Raw genomic sequence first — 19,249 nt, forward strand, 5'->3', positions numbered from 1 at the left:
ATCACCATCTTAAATAGCCTACCGAAGAAATGCTTAGAAAATAAAAAAATAGCTATAAAATTATACAAAATTTGAGATAATAAAAAAGGATAAAGGATATAACTTCAATGGAGATAGTGCTTAATGATAATAATTAAAGAGCAATCAAATTTTGGTTTTCTAGTTGAACACGATCCACTGTTTGTCGAATTAGCGTGTACAGCTGAGCGAGCATTTAGCAGTGATCCTAATACCACATTAATAAAATTACGGCAATTAGCTGAAGCAATGGCACAACATATTGCTGCCAAGGCTGGTATTGAATTTAATGAACGCACTTCGCAGTCTGATTTGTTGTATAAGATTAGTAATGAACTCAAATTAGAACCCATTATCCGAAATCTTTTTCATACATTACGTATTGAAGGAAATAAAGCTACTCATCAATTTAAAACCAAGCACAAAGAAGCAAAAGATGGACTTTTAGTTGCTTACAAATTAGCGATATGGTTTCACCAATCTTTTAGTCAAGCTGGTGTGCTATTTAAACCAGGACCTTTTAAACCACTTGTTGACCCCAGCGAGCATTTGCGCAGTTTACAGTCAGAAATCAGTAAACTTAAAATAGAACTAGAACAAGCCAATATTGAACTCAATTCAAGTCAACAATTTAATGAATTACTCGCTAAAGAAAAGACTGAATTTGAAACCTTAGCTTTAAAAATGGATGAAGAGGCGCGATCCCTATCTCAACAGGCCCAAGAAAATGAGGCAATGTTACTCAAACAACAGAAAGAATATGAAATAAAGATTAAGGATTTACAACAAGCACTTGCTCTACAAGACGTAAAAGCTCAAAAAGTATCTCGTAATACAATAAGTAAGAAAGCTAAGAAAGCAAGTCAACAAATAGAATTAAGCGAAGAACTCACACGAATTTTAATTGATATGCAGCTTATTGAAGCGGGTTGGCAAGCTGACACCGAACAGTTAAATTATAAAAAGGGTACTCGCCCAGAAAAAAATAAATATTTAGCCATTGCCGAATGGCCGACAGAACATAAAAGCGAAAAAGGATGGGCTGATTATGTTTTATTTGCGGGATTAACACCAATTGCAGTTGTTGAAGCTAAGAAAAAGAATAAAAATGTTTCCGGAAAAATCGGTCAAGCTGAACGTTATAGTAAAGGCTTCCAAGTATTACCACCATTGATTGGTGCATGGGAACTTGAAAAAAGAACGATTGCTTGGCCTGATGAATCAGATTGCCACTACAAAATTCCTTTTGTTTATTCTTGTAATGGTCGTCCATACATTAAGCAATTAGCTGAACAGTCAGGAACATGGTTTCGTGATGTTCGTGATGGCGCCAATTTAAAGCGTCCCTTATTATCCTTTCATTCACCACAAGGACTCTTAGATCTACTTAATCGTAGTCGAGAAAACGCTGAACAACAACTAAAACAAGAACCATTTGCCTATTTGCAATTAAGGGATTATCAAGAGAAAGCAATTGTTGCGACAGAAAATACCCTTTCCAAAGGGATACGAACAGTTTTAATTGCGATGGCAACAGGAACAGGTAAAACTCGAACAATTATAGGTTTGATGTACCGCTTTTTAAAAACTGAACGATTTAAACGAATTCTATTTTTAGTTGATCGTACCGCTTTAGGAGAACAGGCAATAGATTCTTTTAATGAAGCCACGTTAGAACAAAATCTCACTTTATCTAAAATCTATAACTTAGCCGAGCTTGGTTCTATGGTGACTGAAGCTGAAACACGAATACAAGTGGCAACCGTGCAAGCAATGGTCAAACGCATTTTTATGAGCGATAATCCACCTTTAATCGATCAGTTTGATTGTATTATAATTGACGAGGCGCACCGTGGTTATACATTAGATCAAGAAATGACAGAAGGTGAGATGGTAATACGTGACGCCACGCAATATTTATCAAGTTATCGTCGAGTATTAGATTATTTTGATGCGGTTAAAATTGCGCTAACGGCAACACCCGCAAAACATACTAGCGATATTTTTGGTAAGCCTGTTTATATTTATTCATATCGAGAAGCTGTTGCCGATGACTGGTTAATTGATCATGAACCACCAATACGTTACCAAACGTTATTAACACAAAATGGGATTACGTTTACCAAAGGTGAAAAAGTCAGTGCCATCAATACGCAAACCGGTGAAGTTGAAACTGCTGAATTAGAAGATGAGCTTAATTTTGAAGTCGACGCGTTTAATCGTCGGGTTATAAATGAAAACTTTAACCGAGTAATTTGCGAACAATTGGTGAATGAACTCGATCCGTTTGGTGAAGAAAAAACATTAATCTTCTGTGCTACCGATCTGCATGCAGATATGGTTAAACGCTTATTAGATGATGCATTTAAGAATCTCTATAATGGTGAATATAATCAAGCTGCTGTCGCTAAGATTACCGGGCAGAGTGATAAAGTTGATCAATTAATCAAACAATATAAAAATGAACGCTATCCAAATATAGCTATCACTGTTGATTTATTAACAACCGGTATTGATGTGCCTAAAATTTGTAATTTAGTCTTTATGCGCCGAGTCAAATCCCGTATCTTATATGAACAAATGATTGGTCGTGCAACAAGACGATGTGATAGCATAGGTAAAACGGTATTTCGAATATATGATCCGGTTGATATTTATGTCGCATTAAAAGACGTCAACACTATGCAACCGTTAGTTAAAGATCCTAATATCCCCCTTGAACAATTAATTGAGGAACTAAGTGATCCTAAATTATTGGCTAAAGCATTACAAACACCAGGCGATATGGCGGGTGAAACTTATGCTGATGTAATTTTAAATCAATTAAATCAAAAATTAATGCGAATCTTGCGTAAGGCCGAGCAAAAAGCAGAAAATAAACCTGAATTAAGACAAAAGTTAGATGAATTACAAACCTTATGGGATGTTGAACCGAAAAAACTACATAATTATTTACATGAAATTGGTCCTGAATCTGCTGCGAATTTTATCAAACAACATCATGGGTTAATTAATCAATTAAATGAAGTCAATCGATTGCTAGGTAGTGAACGTTTACCACTCATTTCTCAACATAAAGATCATCTTCTAGAACGCTCGCAAAGTTATGGTTCTCACCAAAGACCCGAGGATTATTTAGACAGTTTTAATCATTTCATTCATAATCAATTAAATGAAAGTGCTGCGTTGTCTGTGGTTGTTAACCGCCCACGTGATTTAACCCGTGCGCAATTGAAAGAAGTTAAACTGTTATTGGATGGTGCAGGTTATTCCGAAGCTAATTTACGCACTGCCTTACGCAATCAAACTAATCAAGATATTGCAGCGAGTATTATTGGTTATATCCGACGTGCTGCTTTGGGCGAACCATTAATTCCTTTTGAACAACGCGTTAATCAAGCCATGCAACGAATCTACCAAAATCATAATTGGACACCGGCTCAACGCAATTGGTTAGATCGTTTAGCCAAACAAATTATCTTTGAGATCGTTATTGATAAAGAATTTATTAATCATCGCTTTACTGATAGTGGTGGCGCTAAGCAGCTTGATAAAATATTGGGCAATCAACTTGATACGGTCTTAGATGAATTAAGCGAGGCTATTTGGCCAGCACTTACCGCATAATATAGCAAAGTCACTTGAAGTTACTAAAATATACATTTACTCTAATTCATAATGGCGACGAAAATACTAGTCTTGCCTATTAAGTATACGAGTATAAACTTGGGATAAAAAATGACTAATAACAATATTGTACAAAAACTGTGGAATTTATGTGATGTATTGCGTGATGATGGTATTAACTATTCAGATTATGTAACTGAATTAGTACTTTTATTATTTATTAAAATGGTACATGAAAATACCGAAGCAGGGATTTTGCAAAAACATCCTTTACCTGTTGGGTGTCGTTGGACTAATCTCAATGATAAATCAGGTATTACCCTATTAAATGATTATAAAGCCATGTTATTAGCCTTATCAACAGGTAAGCGTCAAGAAATCGATCCTGAAAATCCAGAACAATACATTGAAGTGACAGTACATAATGACCCATTAATAAGCGCCATTTATGACGATGCACAAACTCGATTACGAGAACCGCGCCATTTGGAACAACTGATCAAAACATTAGATCAAATTGATTGGTTTAGTATTCAAAAGGATGGGCTGGGTGATCTTTATGAAGGATTATTAGAAAAAAATGCCAATGAAACAAAATCCGGTGCTGGTCAGTATTTTACGCCAAGACCACTGATTAATTGTATGGTGCGGTGTATTAAACCACAAATAAAACATATCATCCAAGATCCTGCTGTCGGAACGGCAGGATTTCTTGTCGCAGCAGATCAGTATTTACGGCAACAAACCAACGATTATTATGATCTTGATGCTAAAGATGCTGATTTTCAAAAAAACGAAGCGTTTATTGGTGTTGAATTAGTACCAAATACTCGTCGACTTGCCTTAATGAATTGTTTATTACACGGTATAGAAGGCGGTAATGATGGTGCAATTTTATTAGGCAATTCACTTGGTCAAGTTGGGCAAGACCTAAAACCTGCGGATATTATTCTCGCTAATCCACCATTTGGTACCAGTAAAGGTGGCGATGCCAGTATTACTCGTAAAGATTTAACTTATGAGACCACCAACAAGCAATTAGCTTTTTTACAACATATTTACCGTAATTTAAAACCCGGTGGTCGCGCTGCCGTGGTATTGCCTGATAATGTATTGTTTGAAGCGGGTAAAGGGACTGATATTCGTCGCGATTTAATGAATAAATGTAATTTACATACAATACTACGCTTACCGACCGGGATTTTTTATGCCCAAGGTGTAAAAACAAATGTGCTATTTTTCACTAAGGGCTCAGTAACAGACAAACTGCAACAAGAAAACTGTACGCAAAATGTTTGGGTTTATGATTTACGTACCAACATGCCTAGCTTTGGTAAACGTACACCATTCACTGAGCAATATTTACAACCATTTGAAACCGTTTATGGTATCAATCCCGACGGCACCAGCCCAAGACAGGAAGGTGAATGGTCATTCAGTTCAGACGGTATCGAAGCAGGCTCGTCAGCCAGTCAAGAAAACATAGAAGTTAATGATCAACTAGCGCAATCAAGATGGCGCTGTTTTAGCCGCGATTGGATTGCTGACATAAAACAGGATTCACTCGATATCAGTTGGTTAAAAGATAAAAATAGTGTGGATGCAACCAAACTCCCAGAACCAGCCATACTCGCCAAGCAAGCTAAAGATGAGTTAATAGTTGCTTTGGATAAGTTGGAGGGTTTGTTGAGTGCTTTGGGAGAAACTGAATAATGGGCGATATTTTGTTACCTAAAGGTTGGGTTCTGGCTCCTATTGCACAACTAATTTCTATTGACGGATTGATTTCAGATGGCGATTGGGTTGAATCAAAAGATCAGGATATTAACGGTTCTGTACGACTTATTCAGTTAGCTGATGTTGGTGATGGATATTTCCAAAATAAGTCTAATAGGTTCATGTCAATAGAAAAAGCAAAAGCATTAAATTGTACTTTTTTAAAACAAGGGGACTTATTAATAGCAAGATTACCCGCTCCTTTAGGGCGTACGTGTATTTTCCCTGAAATAGGACAAAAATCTGTAACTGTAGTTGATATTTGTATAATTAGAACAAGTAATAATTCAGCTATCACTAATAGTGTTTTGACTTATTGGTTAAATTCACCTTTTATGAGGAATGAAATTGAAGTAAATTCATCTGGAACTACACGTAAAAGAATTACTCGGAAAAAATTAGAACAATTTGTTATTCCTTTACCTCCTATGCCAGAACAAAAAATCATAGCTGAAAAACTTGATTTATTACTAGCCCAAGTACAAGAAACAAAATCACGCCTTGAACAAATTCCCGAACTTCTAAAACAGTTTCGGCAGTCAGTGTTATCGGATGCTTGTTTTTGCGACTTTTCTACAAATTCTGATAAGTATCAATTTTGGAAAAAAAGCTCGTTGAAAGAACTTACCACCAAAATTGGTTCGGGTTCTACCCCTAAAGGTGGTAACAATGTATATAAAAATAAAGGGATACCATTAGTTAGATCAATGAATATTTATTCAAATTATATTAAATATGATGATTTAGCATATATTGATGATGAACAAGCTAAAAAATTAGCTAATGTTGAAATACAACCTGATGATATACTTTTGAATATAACTGGAGCATCTATAGGTAGAGTAAACATAGCTCCACAATTATTTGTTGGAGGTAGAGTTAATCAACATGTTTCTATCATAAGATGTAAAAAACAAAAATTACTCCCTAAATTTTTACAGATATATCTGGCATCTCCAGAAATCCAAAAATGGATAGTGAAAGAAAATTATGGCGCAACGAGACAAGCCCTAACTAAATCAATGATTGAAAAACTTATTATTAGCTACCCCCCAATACAAGAACAAATCGAAATCGTCCGTCATGTAGAACAATTATTTGCCTATGCTGATAAAATTGAACAACAGGTTAATACAGCTTTAGAAAAAGTGAATCATTTACCTCAATCAATTTTAGCCAAAGCGTTTCGTGGTGAATTAACCACACAATGGCGCGCTGAAAATGTTGATTTAATTACGGGTGAAAATTCAGCTGCATCCTTACTTGAAAAAATTCAAGTAGAACGCGAACAAAACAATAAAAACAAAAAGAAAAAATAATAAATGCGTCAAGAACAAATTGATTTGCTGGAAATAATCACCAATAAACAAAATAGTGACCCTGAAATCAACACAATGTTTAAAGGGTTATTATATTCACCTTGGCAATGCTCTAATAAATTAATCGATAAATATGTTAGTAAATCATTAGCAAAAATAGTAAAACTATATAAACAGTCTGTGTTACATTTTGTTTTTAATACAACTAAATTTAATTGCTACCAAACTTATATTTGTGGGATTTTTTTTGAGCTTAGCAATAGTAACACTGGTGAAGAAGCAGATTTCTTAGCGCAATTAAATTTGTACAAAGAAATAATTTCGGAAGATCTCGAAAAAGCTAACCTTAACTTTGATGAATTATCATCACAAGGGCAAGATACATTAGTCGGTTTTTATATTTATACGACCATCGCAGTATATGAGGTGGCGGGAATTATACAACCTATCGATAATTCACAAAACTTCCATCTCAAAATTAAAGAATGTTATTTAGATGCTTATTTAATAAAACAGTTTAGAACTTTTTGCAATCAATATAGTTGTATATCAGATTATTTAACTCTCTATGAATTAACCACGAATTTAGGACTATCTCAATTACAAAAAAATAGTGAACCACTGAAAAATATTACTAACTATTTAATCGATAAAACCTTATCCATAAATATCAAATATCTTGATACGCCGCTTTCTTATTCCTTCCAACAACTTTTTAATCGAGCTCAGCTGTTAACTTTTTTATATTGCTATTTAGTTCATCATTGTTCAACACCAAATAAAATCGAATTAAAACCAGTCAAAATTCATAATATAGAAAAAAAGTTCTCTAATGCTATTCATTTAGTTATACCTGTTTAATCTCATCCCAACTCAGCCCAAACTTCGCCAAATATTTTTTCAACCTGTCGGCATCATTACTCTTCTGTTTTTTGGTTCTCGAAACAGCAAAAAGCTTTCGACCAGCTTCTGATAAACTGGCACTTTTTTGACATATCTCGATAACTTTTTCTAACTGGTAGCGATCGAATTCATCAATTTCTTGTGGAATTAATGAATTATTTGGCTGATCGCATTGCCAGTTTTTTTTTAAACGTTTAATCTCTTGTTCGACTTGCTCAATCGTAATATTTCCTTGTGGTGCCAGCGTTGCCATGCGTGTAATAGATGCGGTGAGTTCACGAAAGTTTCCTTGCCATAATGCTTCATTCGAGGTGGCAAACTGTAAATAGGCACTGCGCGACTCACGATTAAAACGTGGCATCAAGCCATATTCTTTGGCGTAACGCGCCATTTCATAATCAATATTCGGTTCGATATCCTCTTTACGCTCGGCTAGCCCTGGCAATGTATAATTCCACAGATTAATACGGGCGTACAGATCTTCGCGAAACTCACCTTGGCTAATTGCCAGTTTAAGGTCTTTATTGGTGCCGGCAATCAGCTGAAAATCACTCTTAATTGGTTTATCACTACCAAATGGATAAAATTGCTTTTCTTCAATCGCTTTTAATAACATTGCTTGCTCGTCTAGTCCAAGCTCCCCGATCTCATCTAAAAACAGCAATCCACCATCGGCACTTTTTAACAATCCAGTCCGCGCCAGATTTGCCCCCGTAAACGCGCCTTTGACATGACCAAATAAGGTAGACATAGCACTATCGCCACGTAAGGTGGCGCAGTTAATCTCAACAAATTGACCACTGATTTGATGGTTACTTTGTTTAAGTAAATAGATCTGCTTTGCTAAAAATGATTTTCCTGCACCAGTTGGCCCACATAATAACATAGGGGCATAAGAACGGCTGGCCACTTGTTCGATTTCAGCAATTAACTGGTTAAACAGTTGATTACGCGTGGCGATGCCCGATTTTAAAAGCTCGGTAGCTTCACTGGCATACTGCTGAAAGCGGTTAAGAATTTGATCATAACGATTAAGATTCAAATCAATGGTGTTAGCTTTTCCTTTAGGACTATTGGCAATCAGTTCCGCCTCATTATTATAAATTCTTTCTTCAACTTTATTTGATTTTACTGGTGGTGAAGTTTGCAATAACTTAGCGGGGTAGTAACGTGATTCAGCTAATAAGAACCAACAAATTTGCGCCACATGGGTTCCGGTTGTGATATGCAAATAGTAATCTTCTTTATCTGGATCAAAAGAATATCGTTTAGCAATATCAAATAAACAAGTATAAACCTGCTCAAAATCCCATGGATCAGCAATATTAATGACAATGGGTTTAATTTCGGTATTGGGGGATAGAATTTTTATATCATTAACAATATCACAAAGTAGCTGCTCATCATTGGCAAAATAAAGCAGTTCCAAACGAGAAATAGCTAAATCAGTTTGTCGGCACAAATCAATCGTTGGTCGCCAACGCGCCCAGCGTTTTTTACCTCTACCTCGGTTATCCAGCACATTACCCAAAAAACCAAATATCACATTCTTTTTCATGATTAAATTTATAATATTATATAAATAGCTAGATTGAATTATAAGATTTATAGTCATTAAAATCTATTTGAATATCATATATATTATATGATATTTATTTTTTATATATATAAATCAAATATTTAAAAAATATTTTTATTACTTTTTATTTTTTGGCACGCTTTTCGCAATATTAAATATACCTAAGCAAGCAAATGCTGTTTTTATCACAGCAAGGTACATCGCGAATCCTTTACGGGTTTATCTACGGGATAAAAGGACGGAAGATTATCAACATGTATTCCTTATTGTGTGATTAGGTGACTGTAGAAAAGTCAATTTTGAATAGTTCATCTGGTAGAACAATCGACTAGGGATCGATATGTAGTGGGTTCGAATCCCACTTCAAAAACCGTAAAACAAAAGTAGAAAAACAAACACAGTCAGTGATCGTCGTTAGATAAGCTAAGTGACAAAGCACCTTAACAAGCTTATCCGCAAAAAAAACCGGTTAACTTGTCAGGTCACCACGACTTTCAAGGTAAACAAACTGGATAATAGGCAGAATGTTAAATACCAATAAGTGGCGCACTATTTTTCTTATTGCTTTTAGCCTTCACCCTGCTATTTCGTTACTTAACCCGTTTCAATTGTGCAAACTCGGTTGCTGATTGTGCTAAAAAGGAAATGTAAAATGATAAAAACTATTAAAGTCAAAAAATATGAAATTGCAATTTTATTTAAAAATAATGAGATTGAAAAAGTATTAACTGCGGGGGTACACCGAATTTTTGATCTATTAAATATATTAAGTTATCAATTGATTAATTTAGCAGAGACAAAAATTGCAGCCGACATAGCAGAACAGTTAATCAACTTCTATCCAAATATTATTAACCAACACTGTTATTTAGTGGATGTGGCTGAAAACGAAATTGCCTTACGTTATGAAGAGCAAAAATTGGTTGAAGTCATTTTACCAACAAACAAAGCTTTATATTGGAAAAGCTACAAAGCACATGCGATTAAAAAAGTGGCATTACAAGACGGTTATGCACTGCCAACCGATATCGCACAAGAATTGATTGAAGCTAAAAATAGCAATAACGCCATTGTGAATATCGAAAAACTAGTGCTACATCACTTTATTCATGAACAAATTGGGACTTTATTTGTTGATAACCAGCTAATACAGATTATTGCGCCAGAATCAATCGTCGGTTATTGCCAATTTAAACATACGATTGTACTGGGTAAATTTAACTTAAGGGACAACCGCATTGATGATCGTATCGCTGATGCCATAGAACAACGTACACCACAACAACTATCACAATACTGTATCGCAATGGAAGTCGGTGCAAATCAGGCTGGTTTGCGTTATGAAAACGATCTATTGGTTGAAATTTTATCCCCGGGTACTAAACGCCTATATTGGCAAAATAGCCATAAACAGCATATGGTGACAGTGGATTTAAACCAAGGGTATACCTTAAGTGATGAAATGGTACAGCAATTACTACAACCAAAGTTACGCCAAAAAGAAGTACTCGGTGATAACAGCGTATTAATTGCACAAGTGCCGGCTTATCATGTCGGGGTATTAAAAGTGAACGGTAAAATTGAGCAGTTATTAACAGCTAGCATTACCGCTTATTGGCGTTTTAACCGGGAAATCTCGGTTGATATGGTGGATACTCGCCTGCAAGCCTTAGAAGTGGCAGGACAAGAGATTTTAACCAAAGATAAAGTCAATTTGCGGGTAAACTTAGTGGCTAACTGGCACTATACTGACGTATTAACCGCGTTTGAAAAAACTGCGCAGCCGGTTGATTTATTGTATCGTGAATTACAATTTGGATTACGCGAAGCGATTGGTATGCGTACGTTGGATGAGTTACTTGAGAACAAAAATATTATTGATGAAGTGGTAACCCAACATATCAAAATGCGTTTAGATGGCTATGGTTTACAAACTGTTTCACTAGGGGTAAAAGACATTATTTTACCAGGCGATATGAAAGCGATTCTATCACAAGTGGTCGAGGCGGAAAAAGTGGCGCAAGCCAATGTGATTCGTCGCCGCGAGGAAACATCAGCAACCCGTTCATTATTGAACACCGCCAAAGTAATGGAAAATAACCCAGTAGCCTTGCGGTTAAAAGAGATGGAAACTTTAGAACGCATTGCTGAACGTATCGATAAAATCTCGGTAGTAGGCGGACTTGATCAAGTGTTACATGGCTTGGTAAATATCCAACCTAAAAGCGCGTGATAAAAAGAAAATATTAAGCCGCCATGTACAATCGCAGGGCGGTGTGAGGAATAAAAATGACACAATATAATTTATTAAAGGCAGAAAACGCCAAGCCAATCAAAATGTGGACTAAAGGGGTACCGGTCGAACCCGAGGCTAAAGAACAACTAACTAAAACGGCAAAACTACCATTTATTTTTAAACATATCGCCGTGATGCCCGATGTGCATGTAGGTAAAGGTTCGACTATTGGTAGTGTCATTCCAACCATGGGAGCTATTATTCCAGCAACCGTTGGGGTAGATATTGGCTGCGGTATGATTGCGGTACAAACCTCGTTGATGGCGGCTGATTTGCCAGATAATTTATTACCATTACGTACTGAAATTGAAAAAGCGGTGCCGCATGGAATTACCCCAAAACACCGAGGACGGGATTATGGTAGCTGGCATGACGCCCCTGCTATTGTCGAACAGTACTGGCAACAGCTAGCGCCAGGTTTTAATAAGCTGACGGAAAAATACCCGCGCTTTTTAAAAACCAATAACTACCGTCATTTAGGCACATTAGGTACCGGCAACCACTTTATCGAAATCTGTTTAGATGAGGCCGATCGTGTTTGGATTATGTTGCACAGTGGTTCACGTGGCGTGGGTAATGCCATTGGCAGTTTTTTTATTGAAATTGCTAAAAAAGACATGGAAGTGCATATCCAAAACTTACCGGATAAAGATTTAGCCTATTTGGAAGAAGGTACAGAGCACTTTCACGATTATGTCGAGGCTGTCCATTGGGCGCAAGAGTTTGCAAGGCTAAATCGAGAGGCAATGATGCATAATGTGATTTTGGCAATGCGGAAAATTATCACTAAACCATTTACTACCCATATGTCGGCAGTAAATTGTCACCATAACTATGTTCAAAAAGAACAACATTTTGGTGAAGAAATTTTTATCACACGTAAAGGTGCAGTATCCGCACGTAAAGGAGAATTAGGCATTATTCCCGGCTCAATGGGGGCTAAAAGCTATATTGTGCGAGGACTGGGAAATGAAGAAAGTTTTTGTTCCTGTTCACATGGTGCCGGCCGCGTAATGAGCCGAACAGCAGCCAAAAAGCAATTTACCATTGAGGATCAAATCAAAGCAACTGCACATGTTGAATGTCGAAAAGATGCTAATGTGATTGATGAAATCCCAATGGCATACAAAGATATTGATGCAGTGATGACCGCGCAAAATGAATTGGTTGAGATAGTGCATCAATTAAGGCAAGTGGTGTGTGTGAAGGGATAAAACTATCGAGGAGCGATCCTCGATATTGATGGAGATTAAGGTATGATAAATCTTGATTACATAAATGGATATCTAAATGCAATGTGTTGTTTGAATGCTGGACTTAACCATTATTGCGATTATTCAATGAAATTACTGAATAATAAAGGGAATTTTACTGACACATTAGCCCATCACTTTCAATCCATTACTGATGGACAAGGACAATGTTTCGACGCTAAGTTATGGCATATAAACCCTAAACCGCTCACGGTTGATGAATTTATACAGCAAATTGATACATGGTTTTTTCAGCAGTATTATTCACCGACAGTGCACAAAGAAAACGGAAATTGGGGCATTGCCGGTTTTATTGATATACTGTTGCCGATAAAGCTAAATCAATGTTATTTATATGAAATTCAAACGAAACCACCTATCTGGTATGCAACACGTTGGTGTGATTTAGTTATTGCATATCAAAATGATTATTACTTATTGCATCTTGATTTAGATGATTAGGTTTTAGCATAAAATACAAAATAATAAGTAGAGAAAACAAATGAAAAATTGGTTAAAAAACTTGTTTACAAGCAAAAAAAGAATACAAGACGATAACGGGCTTCCGATTGTTTGGGATAATTCATTGATAAGTATTTATCAGTTTCTATTACCTTATAAAGATGCGGATAAACTTCCTGACATAGCGCAAAATTTACCCGACGAATCAGATGATAACTCAAAAATAAAGTGGGCAGCAGGCGCGATGGATGGTGTAATGAATCATCATTCATCAACAACTGAACAAACATGTGTTGAACAAATTTTGTCATTACTTAGTGCTGTTTCAGTACAACCCAATAATCAAGACATTGCTAAACTGTATACCTTAATTAAAGAGCAAGGCACTTTAAGTTATATTGATGAATTAACGGGTAAAATGACAAATGCTGAGATTAACTTCAATAAATTATATGAATTTGCTTATTGGTTATTACTCAATAGCCCAGATCGCGAAGTAATTAAATTTAGTATTGCCATACTGGGGCGTTTTAATACCCCGCAGACAGAATTATTTTTGCTATTTGGTATGCATGAAGAGTTTACGTTGTACTCAGCGGTGGCGTTACAAAATACATTATCATCGCCGATCGAAGCTGAAAATGCTTTACTTACATTAGCAAAAAGAGTGACTGGTTGGGGGCGCATTCACTTAGTGGAACGATTAGCCAAAAATCCTTCTCAGGAAGTCAAAAACTGGTTATTAAGAGAAGGGTATAAAAATAGCGTGATGTATGAATACCTTGCCTATACCTGCGCAACTGCCGGTGATTTGCAAACCGCATTAGCACAACCATCTGTTGATATAGCATTACTGGTGGCAACGGGTGAGATGATTGAAGCGTTGATAATGGGTGGGCCGGCTGAAGATATGCATGATTATGAAGCAGGTGCCAACGTTTGTTTATGTTACTTAGCTCAATTAGCACAGCATCAATTAACCGATATCAATACTTTAAGAATACTCCAGATTATGCAAGATTTTGTGGTTAATCAAATTGATGATAGTTACCCTAATTGGAATGATGACATTAAAGCGAAATTAAAAACAACAATAACAGATCTAATACAACAAGAACACTGGTTACCTTTAGTTGAAGAAAGCTTACAGACTGATGATCAGTCGTTGTTTTGGTTAGCCACTGATGTTTATACCCGTTTGGGTTATGATGCATGGGATGTACGTTTTGAACATCAAAAACGATATCAAAATGAACAATGGTTTTACTTGATGCAAACAGATGATAATCATAGAGTTGAACAAGCTATGGCATTAGCCAAACAACAGAATGATTTTTCCTTAGTGGCGACGGGCCCGGCGTTAGAATATGGATTAGGTATGGAATATCAAGTGCATAATGTACTGGATTTTATTTTGCAAGAACTTAATCGATTTCCGGGTATTGGCGAAGATTTTATATTAATTGGTTTAAACAGCCCTGTGGTACGAAATCGAAATATGGCGTTGAAAGCTATTGAAGGTTGGGATCGGCAGATTTGGTCAACTGAACTTAAAAATGAACTCGAAAAGTTAGCTAAAATTGAACCAGATGTAGAAACAAAACAAAGCGTAATTACGTTATTAAATTCCCTAAATTCTTAAGAAACAATAGTTGGGGCATAGAGCGTTTACAACGATTTACACCAAATCGCCAAACTTTCAAAGCCCCAAAGTTGCTTAATATAATAGCGTCACCATGCCCCGATGATGCCACAATTAATGCCATGCTGGCTGACAATCATGTTATTACTTTTTTTAGCTACCAACAAATCAATATAGGTTAACCACAAATCGACATGAGGTAAGCTCATAATCGGAGTATTACACAATAAACTAAAGCCGTACCAGCAACAATCACAAAGAAAAGTAGCACGTTGATCGATTTTAACGGTGTGAGGCGAAAGGCAATATAAACAAGGGCTGTGATGGCCAAGGCTTTCCAACGAACAGCTCTGGCTTCCCCTTCCACTGCGCTTGGTTTTTAAAGGCAAAAGTTTAGTCTAATGTTTATTAATTCGACTACTTTGTTGTTCTTTAGTTGGATCATGAGGTTGGCATTTTCCATATATTGTTGATTTAAATAATTTTCCACGATTATCAATGAGTTTGCCAATCATAATATAGGGGGCACCAACTGGGTATTTGATGTGATCGTGATGTTTAGTGTAATGGTCAAAATCGATTGTAATGATCGCGCTTTTCAAGCATTGCGAATTGATATCTTTAGCATTCAATAAGCGGTAAAGTTTAGGATTATATTTAGATACGATTGGTTGAAAATATGCCGTGTCTGGTTTAACAACCTGATTTAGTAAATCGAACTTTAATGAGAAAATATGGTTTGTTTTTGCAAATTGATACAATATACCTAAAGCCCAGTAACCTTGAAAGTCATTATTCCGGCTATTAAAGCTACTCGTTATTCCTCGTATTACATCAATAAGTTCTTTGTGCTTGGACATATTTAATTGGTTTCAGTTTTGATTAAAAATTTAAAGTAATCTATTGGAATAGGTAAGCGATAATGCCGACAAGCGGTTAGTATTATCGGGTTAATTCCATATTTTATAGCACTAAGCTCTTTAAAATAAGGTTCACTATCGCAAACATTCAAAACATCCGCCAAAAATTGCTCAGGATCTTGTTTAATGTTTAAAGAGCTTAAAGAACTACCATGAAGATCTTCATTAGTATAAAATAAATCTTCAGATGTTGAATCAGGATACCATAGTTGAAAATTACAATGTTGTATTATCAAGTTTTTGATGTCCTGAATATCTTTATATACGTCTTTTAGATCAAATAAAGAAGCAAATAAAGCAATATAGGGATATAAAATACTGCTAGCTGTTGCTTCTTTTCTGTATTCATCACTCATATTTTTAGGGTGTCTGATGAGTTTTTCATAATCTTTAAATATACAAGGGTATATAAGATGTTGGCCTAGTTGAAACCCAATGGATTTTGTCATTCCAGATAACCAAGTGTGAATAAATTGTTTTGTGTCAGGCAAACTTACAAGAAAAAGCACCGCTAATGAAATATCAATGGCTTGCTCATCTAAACATGGTGAGTACAATATTTGATTGTTGCTGATAAAAAGAATAATTGCATCTCTATAGTAATGTAGTTTTTGAATTAAACTTTGTCCAAAATCACCATCACGTTCCTCTAAAGATAATTTAGTAAATATAAAACTATTCCAAAAGCCGTATAATGCTAATCTTCCTAATATATCAAATAATTTTAGGTTTATATCTATTGGGCAAATTGATTTTATCGCTTTTGATAACCCATAATATTTATTAACGTGAGGAAGAATTTTTGTATCTAAAAAAGTATTATTGATATTTAAGGTTAACATCCAATAGAACCGAAATAACTCTAAAATACCACTAACTTTCTTATTTTTTTTCTTTATATTGTAATATTTTTTTATTTTATCCCATAGAATAAGTAAAGACTGTTCACTACTTAGACATGCACTTTCTAGATTATTTTCACTTTTAGACCAAGATATTAAAATACTTAAACAAAGATATAACTGCCTGACTGCTTTTAGACATTCGTCATCATTTTTGAACTCTTTATTAGTTAATAAATGAGTTAGACGAGAAAAATATTGTTGAGAAGATTCGGGTATATCGATCATTGCTAGAGACTTTCTCAAAAGGCTTTGACATTCATTTGGAAGCAATTGCTCTCTTAAGAAGTGCTTTTCAATTAATGAAGATAAAACTTCACCATTCCATTCAGAAAAAGTGATATTTTCTTCTTGATATTTATCTTCGTAGCTTGTGACATCAACCCTAACATCCTCTTGCAAATCACCACCAAAACATAAACAAATTTCAATCTGTTTATCCTTATATTTAGGAGGGAGATGACAACGAATATAAGTCTCGCGAATTTGATCTAGGGAGGGTCTTAAATCATTTTTATTTCCACTATTCCAGTCCTGATTGCTTAAATTTCCTGCTTTAATGGAAAATAAATAGACTTTTGGCTTTTCCTTTCCAATTTTACCGTATGCAGCGACATCGACGCCATATTGTTTATTCCCCCTTCCGGGCTTGGAAAAAACAGTTAAGCCCATTTGAGATAATAGATTTGGGACTAAAACATCAAGTTCATCTCTTTCGTTTAAGGTTTTTAAATATTCTCTAATAATTAATTTCATAAGATATATTCCTGTACTCGAAAGGTAAACAAAAGATATTCTAAACTACTATTATCAACAACACTTTGTAATGGTAATTCGGATGAGTAGCTATATTTATGCATAGGTGTTTTTTGAAGAGCTTTGCTTCCACCATTTATACCACCACAATAATAAAGAGAATTATTTCCATACAAATTTATAACTGTTGGTATTGCTTCTCCAAACAATGAGTTTTTACGAACATTCTCATTCATTTGATCATTTATATCACATCGATATTTATGGTATTTCTCTTTTTGGGGCAAACTTGGATGAAGTTCAGAAATAGTTTCTTCAATCTCATTAATTTTTAAAAAATCTTTATATTTTTCTAGTAAATTAGAGGTGATTTTTTTTATTTTGGAGGTAAATGATTTTCTATGTTCATCAATGAAATCTTGGAAAGTATTTGGATAGTTAAGAACTACAGTGCTAAAAAGCAAGTTAATAATTTTATCTTTTTCTTTTTTATCTTGAACAATGTCTAATAATGTCAATATAAAACTGATTATTGATGTTGGAGAAAAAAATAACCAACCACAAACTTTCTGAGCGAGGAATAAACAAATGTTTTTTTTGTTCAAATCCAAAAAAAAGGTATCGACAGTTATTGTTTTATCATCTTTATGCCGATGATTAATAATAACAGAACAATTTCTTTGTAATATATATTCAGATGATAGTAACCATTTTGTGATTAGATAATTAGAAAGCTTTTCTGATTCTGAAATTGAATACAAAGTTGATTCAAAAGATGTTAACAAGAATTTATTTCGATCTTTTATTAACAAATTTTCTAGTAAAAAACATGCTTTGATGACATTAGATTCAAAAAGTTTTTCTATGCTTAGATCAATTCTTGTGAGACACTTCTCTAAATTTAAAAGATCTAGCTTAATGATCTGATCTACAATTTTATTGGTTAAATAGTTGGGAATATTTTTGATATTAAAAATAAGGCCTGCTGTTATTTGTATTACATTATCGTCTTGTTTTAACCAAATTTTATCCGCTAAATTAGTTATTATTTTTTCTTTATTTAGGAAATGAACACTTATTATTACAAGCAAATAAAGAATATTACCATGTATTGAACTGTTATCATTTTGATCAATTATCTGTTCTACTTTTTTTAAAATCTGATTAATATCTTTATCTTCAATATTACCAATGAAAGATAATTGGGATAATGTAAACAATAGTTGCTGTTTTATTGAAATATCTATTTTAGGATCTGTAATAATATTTATTAAATTAGTAATTCGATAATTAAAGGTATTTATATCAAATGTGCTTATAGATGTTGAGAGTAAATTACCAAATTCATCCAAATTGGCTAAGACTAAATTAAAAAATTGTTCAGCCTTATTCTGATCTTCACTACATAATCGCCGAATAGCCATAGTTTGTTCAATAATTAATGAGCATTTCATTAATTCAAGCAGATCAATATCTAGCTCCATCAATAAACTATCTAACCAAATATTTAAACAATATAATTGATGATGTTTATTGGTAAAACTGTCTTTATTGTAGTTTAATATTGCATCAATAATATTGATTTTTCCTGAACTATGTAGATCTTTAATAATTAATATCAGTTTTGAATCATCTGAAAGTTTTTTAATCAATAGATCTGCAATTGTAACTAATAAACAATTATTTTGTTGCGCAAGTAAAAGTTCATTTTTTATTGAATCCATATGGATACCATTATTCATATAAAATAGATAAATTAGTGATTATAATACATCAAGAAAAATAATGATTTTGAA

Annotated in this window: 12 protein-coding genes and 1 tRNA gene; 9 read left to right on the forward strand and 4 right to left on the reverse strand. The window is 34.5% G+C overall.

Annotated features, from left to right (window positions below; genetic code table 11):
* The first annotated feature begins 123 nt into the window (after nt 1–123).
* The 4 genes from hsdR (at nt 124) to ACGH47_RS08555 (ending at nt 7,601) form a co-directional block, all read left to right on the forward strand.
* Nucleotides 124–3,645, forward strand: coding sequence for a type I restriction-modification system endonuclease (gene hsdR / locus ACGH47_RS08540; protein ID WP_411623205.1), 3,522 nt, complete (start codon nt 124–126; stop codon nt 3,643–3,645).
* 111 nt (nt 3,646–3,756) lie between these two features.
* Nucleotides 3,757–5,358: an N-6 DNA methylase gene (locus ACGH47_RS08545; RefSeq protein ID WP_411623206.1), complete on the forward strand. Its 1,602-nt coding sequence runs from the start codon at nt 3,757–3,759 to the stop codon at nt 5,356–5,358.
* Nucleotides 5,358–6,740: a restriction endonuclease subunit S gene (locus ACGH47_RS08550; protein ID WP_411623207.1), complete on the forward strand. Its 1,383-nt coding sequence runs from the start codon at nt 5,358–5,360 to the stop codon at nt 6,738–6,740. Before ACGH47_RS08545 ends, ACGH47_RS08550 begins: the two co-directional genes overlap by 1 nt.
* Nucleotides 6,741–6,743: 3 nt before the next feature.
* Nucleotides 6,744–7,601, forward strand: coding sequence for a hypothetical protein (locus tag ACGH47_RS08555; RefSeq protein WP_411623208.1), 858 nt, complete (start codon nt 6,744–6,746; stop codon nt 7,599–7,601).
* Here the strand turns inward: ACGH47_RS08555 and rtcR are convergent.
* A complete protein-coding gene (gene rtcR, locus ACGH47_RS08560; RefSeq protein ID WP_411623209.1) occupies nt 7,588–9,201 on the reverse strand; it encodes an RNA repair transcriptional activator RtcR in 1,614 nt (537 codons plus the stop codon). The two genes, ACGH47_RS08555 and rtcR, sit on opposite strands and share 14 nt — an antisense overlap.
* Before the next feature lie 318 nt (nt 9,202–9,519).
* Here rtcR and ACGH47_RS08565 point away from each other — a divergent pair.
* The 5 genes from ACGH47_RS08565 to ACGH47_RS08585 all read left to right on the forward strand — a co-directional run bounded on the left by ACGH47_RS08565 (nt 9,520) and on the right by ACGH47_RS08585 (nt 14,875).
* Nucleotides 9,520–9,592, forward strand: a tRNA-Pro gene (locus ACGH47_RS08565).
* 720 nt (nt 9,593–10,312) lie between these two features.
* Entirely contained in the window at nt 10,313–11,455 is a 1,143-nt protein-coding gene (locus tag ACGH47_RS08570; RefSeq protein ID WP_411597057.1) for a slipin family protein, read from the forward strand.
* A 56-nt stretch (nt 11,456–11,511) separates the two neighbouring features.
* Nucleotides 11,512–12,732: an RtcB family protein gene (locus ACGH47_RS08575; RefSeq protein ID WP_411623210.1), complete on the forward strand. Its 1,221-nt coding sequence runs from the start codon at nt 11,512–11,514 to the stop codon at nt 12,730–12,732.
* 42 nt (nt 12,733–12,774) lie between these two features.
* Nucleotides 12,775–13,233 carry a hypothetical protein gene (locus ACGH47_RS08580; RefSeq protein WP_411597031.1) on the forward strand — a complete coding sequence of 153 codons (459 nt, stop codon included), beginning with the start codon at nt 12,775–12,777 and terminating at the stop codon, nt 13,231–13,233.
* A 40-nt stretch (nt 13,234–13,273) separates the two neighbouring features.
* Nucleotides 13,274–14,875 (forward strand): hypothetical protein, encoded by a 1,602-nt coding sequence (locus tag ACGH47_RS08585; RefSeq protein WP_411623211.1) that lies wholly within the window; start codon nt 13,274–13,276, stop codon nt 14,873–14,875.
* A gap of 398 nt (nt 14,876–15,273) precedes the next feature.
* On the opposite strand, the gene ACGH47_RS08590 is transcribed toward ACGH47_RS08585, so the two are convergent.
* The 3 genes from ACGH47_RS08590 to ACGH47_RS08600 are packed head-to-tail and all read right to left on the reverse strand — an operon-like array spanning nt 15,274 to nt 19,177.
* On the reverse strand, nt 15,274–15,735 hold the full coding sequence (locus tag ACGH47_RS08590; protein WP_411623212.1) for a hypothetical protein: 462 nt from the start codon (nt 15,733–15,735) through the stop codon (nt 15,274–15,276).
* A gap of 2 nt (nt 15,736–15,737) precedes the next feature.
* Nucleotides 15,738–17,453: a hypothetical protein gene (locus ACGH47_RS08595; RefSeq protein ID WP_411623213.1), complete on the reverse strand. Its 1,716-nt coding sequence runs from the start codon at nt 17,451–17,453 to the stop codon at nt 15,738–15,740.
* Entirely contained in the window at nt 17,450–19,177 is a 1,728-nt protein-coding gene (locus ACGH47_RS08600; protein ID WP_411623214.1) for a hypothetical protein, read from the reverse strand. Before ACGH47_RS08600 ends, ACGH47_RS08595 begins: the two co-directional genes overlap by 4 nt.
* Nucleotides 19,178–19,249 lie beyond the last annotated feature (72 nt).

Source organism: Gilliamella sp. CG16 (assembly GCF_046635785.1).
Classification (GTDB): Bacteria; Pseudomonadota; Gammaproteobacteria; order Enterobacterales; family Orbaceae; genus Gilliamella; species Gilliamella apicola_I.

Bases quoted from the DNA above. Each gene is read 5' to 3' on its own strand.
- hsdR (WP_411623205.1), top strand. From the start codon at position 124: ATGATAATAATTAAAGAGCAATCAAATTTTGGTTTTCTAGTTGAACAC.
- ACGH47_RS08545 (WP_411623206.1), top strand. From the start codon at position 3,757: ATGACTAATAACAATATTGTACAAAAACTGTGGAATTTATGTGATGTA.
- ACGH47_RS08550 (WP_411623207.1), top strand. From the start codon at position 5,358: ATGGGCGATATTTTGTTACCTAAAGGTTGGGTTCTGGCTCCTATTGCA.
- ACGH47_RS08555 (WP_411623208.1), top strand. From the start codon at position 6,744: ATGCGTCAAGAACAAATTGATTTGCTGGAAATAATCACCAATAAACAA.
- rtcR (WP_411623209.1), bottom strand. From the start codon at position 9,201: ATGAAAAAGAATGTGATATTTGGTTTTTTGGGTAATGTGCTGGATAAC.
- ACGH47_RS08575 (WP_411623210.1), top strand. From the start codon at position 11,512: ATGACACAATATAATTTATTAAAGGCAGAAAACGCCAAGCCAATCAAA.
- ACGH47_RS08580 (WP_411597031.1), top strand. From the start codon at position 12,775: ATGATAAATCTTGATTACATAAATGGATATCTAAATGCAATGTGTTGT.
- ACGH47_RS08585 (WP_411623211.1), top strand. From the start codon at position 13,274: ATGAAAAATTGGTTAAAAAACTTGTTTACAAGCAAAAAAAGAATACAA.
- ACGH47_RS08590 (WP_411623212.1), bottom strand. From the start codon at position 15,735: ATGTCCAAGCACAAAGAACTTATTGATGTAATACGAGGAATAACGAGT.
- ACGH47_RS08595 (WP_411623213.1), bottom strand. From the start codon at position 17,453: ATGAAATTAATTATTAGAGAATATTTAAAAACCTTAAACGAAAGAGAT.
- ACGH47_RS08600 (WP_411623214.1), bottom strand. From the start codon at position 19,177: ATGGATTCAATAAAAAATGAACTTTTACTTGCGCAACAAAATAATTGT.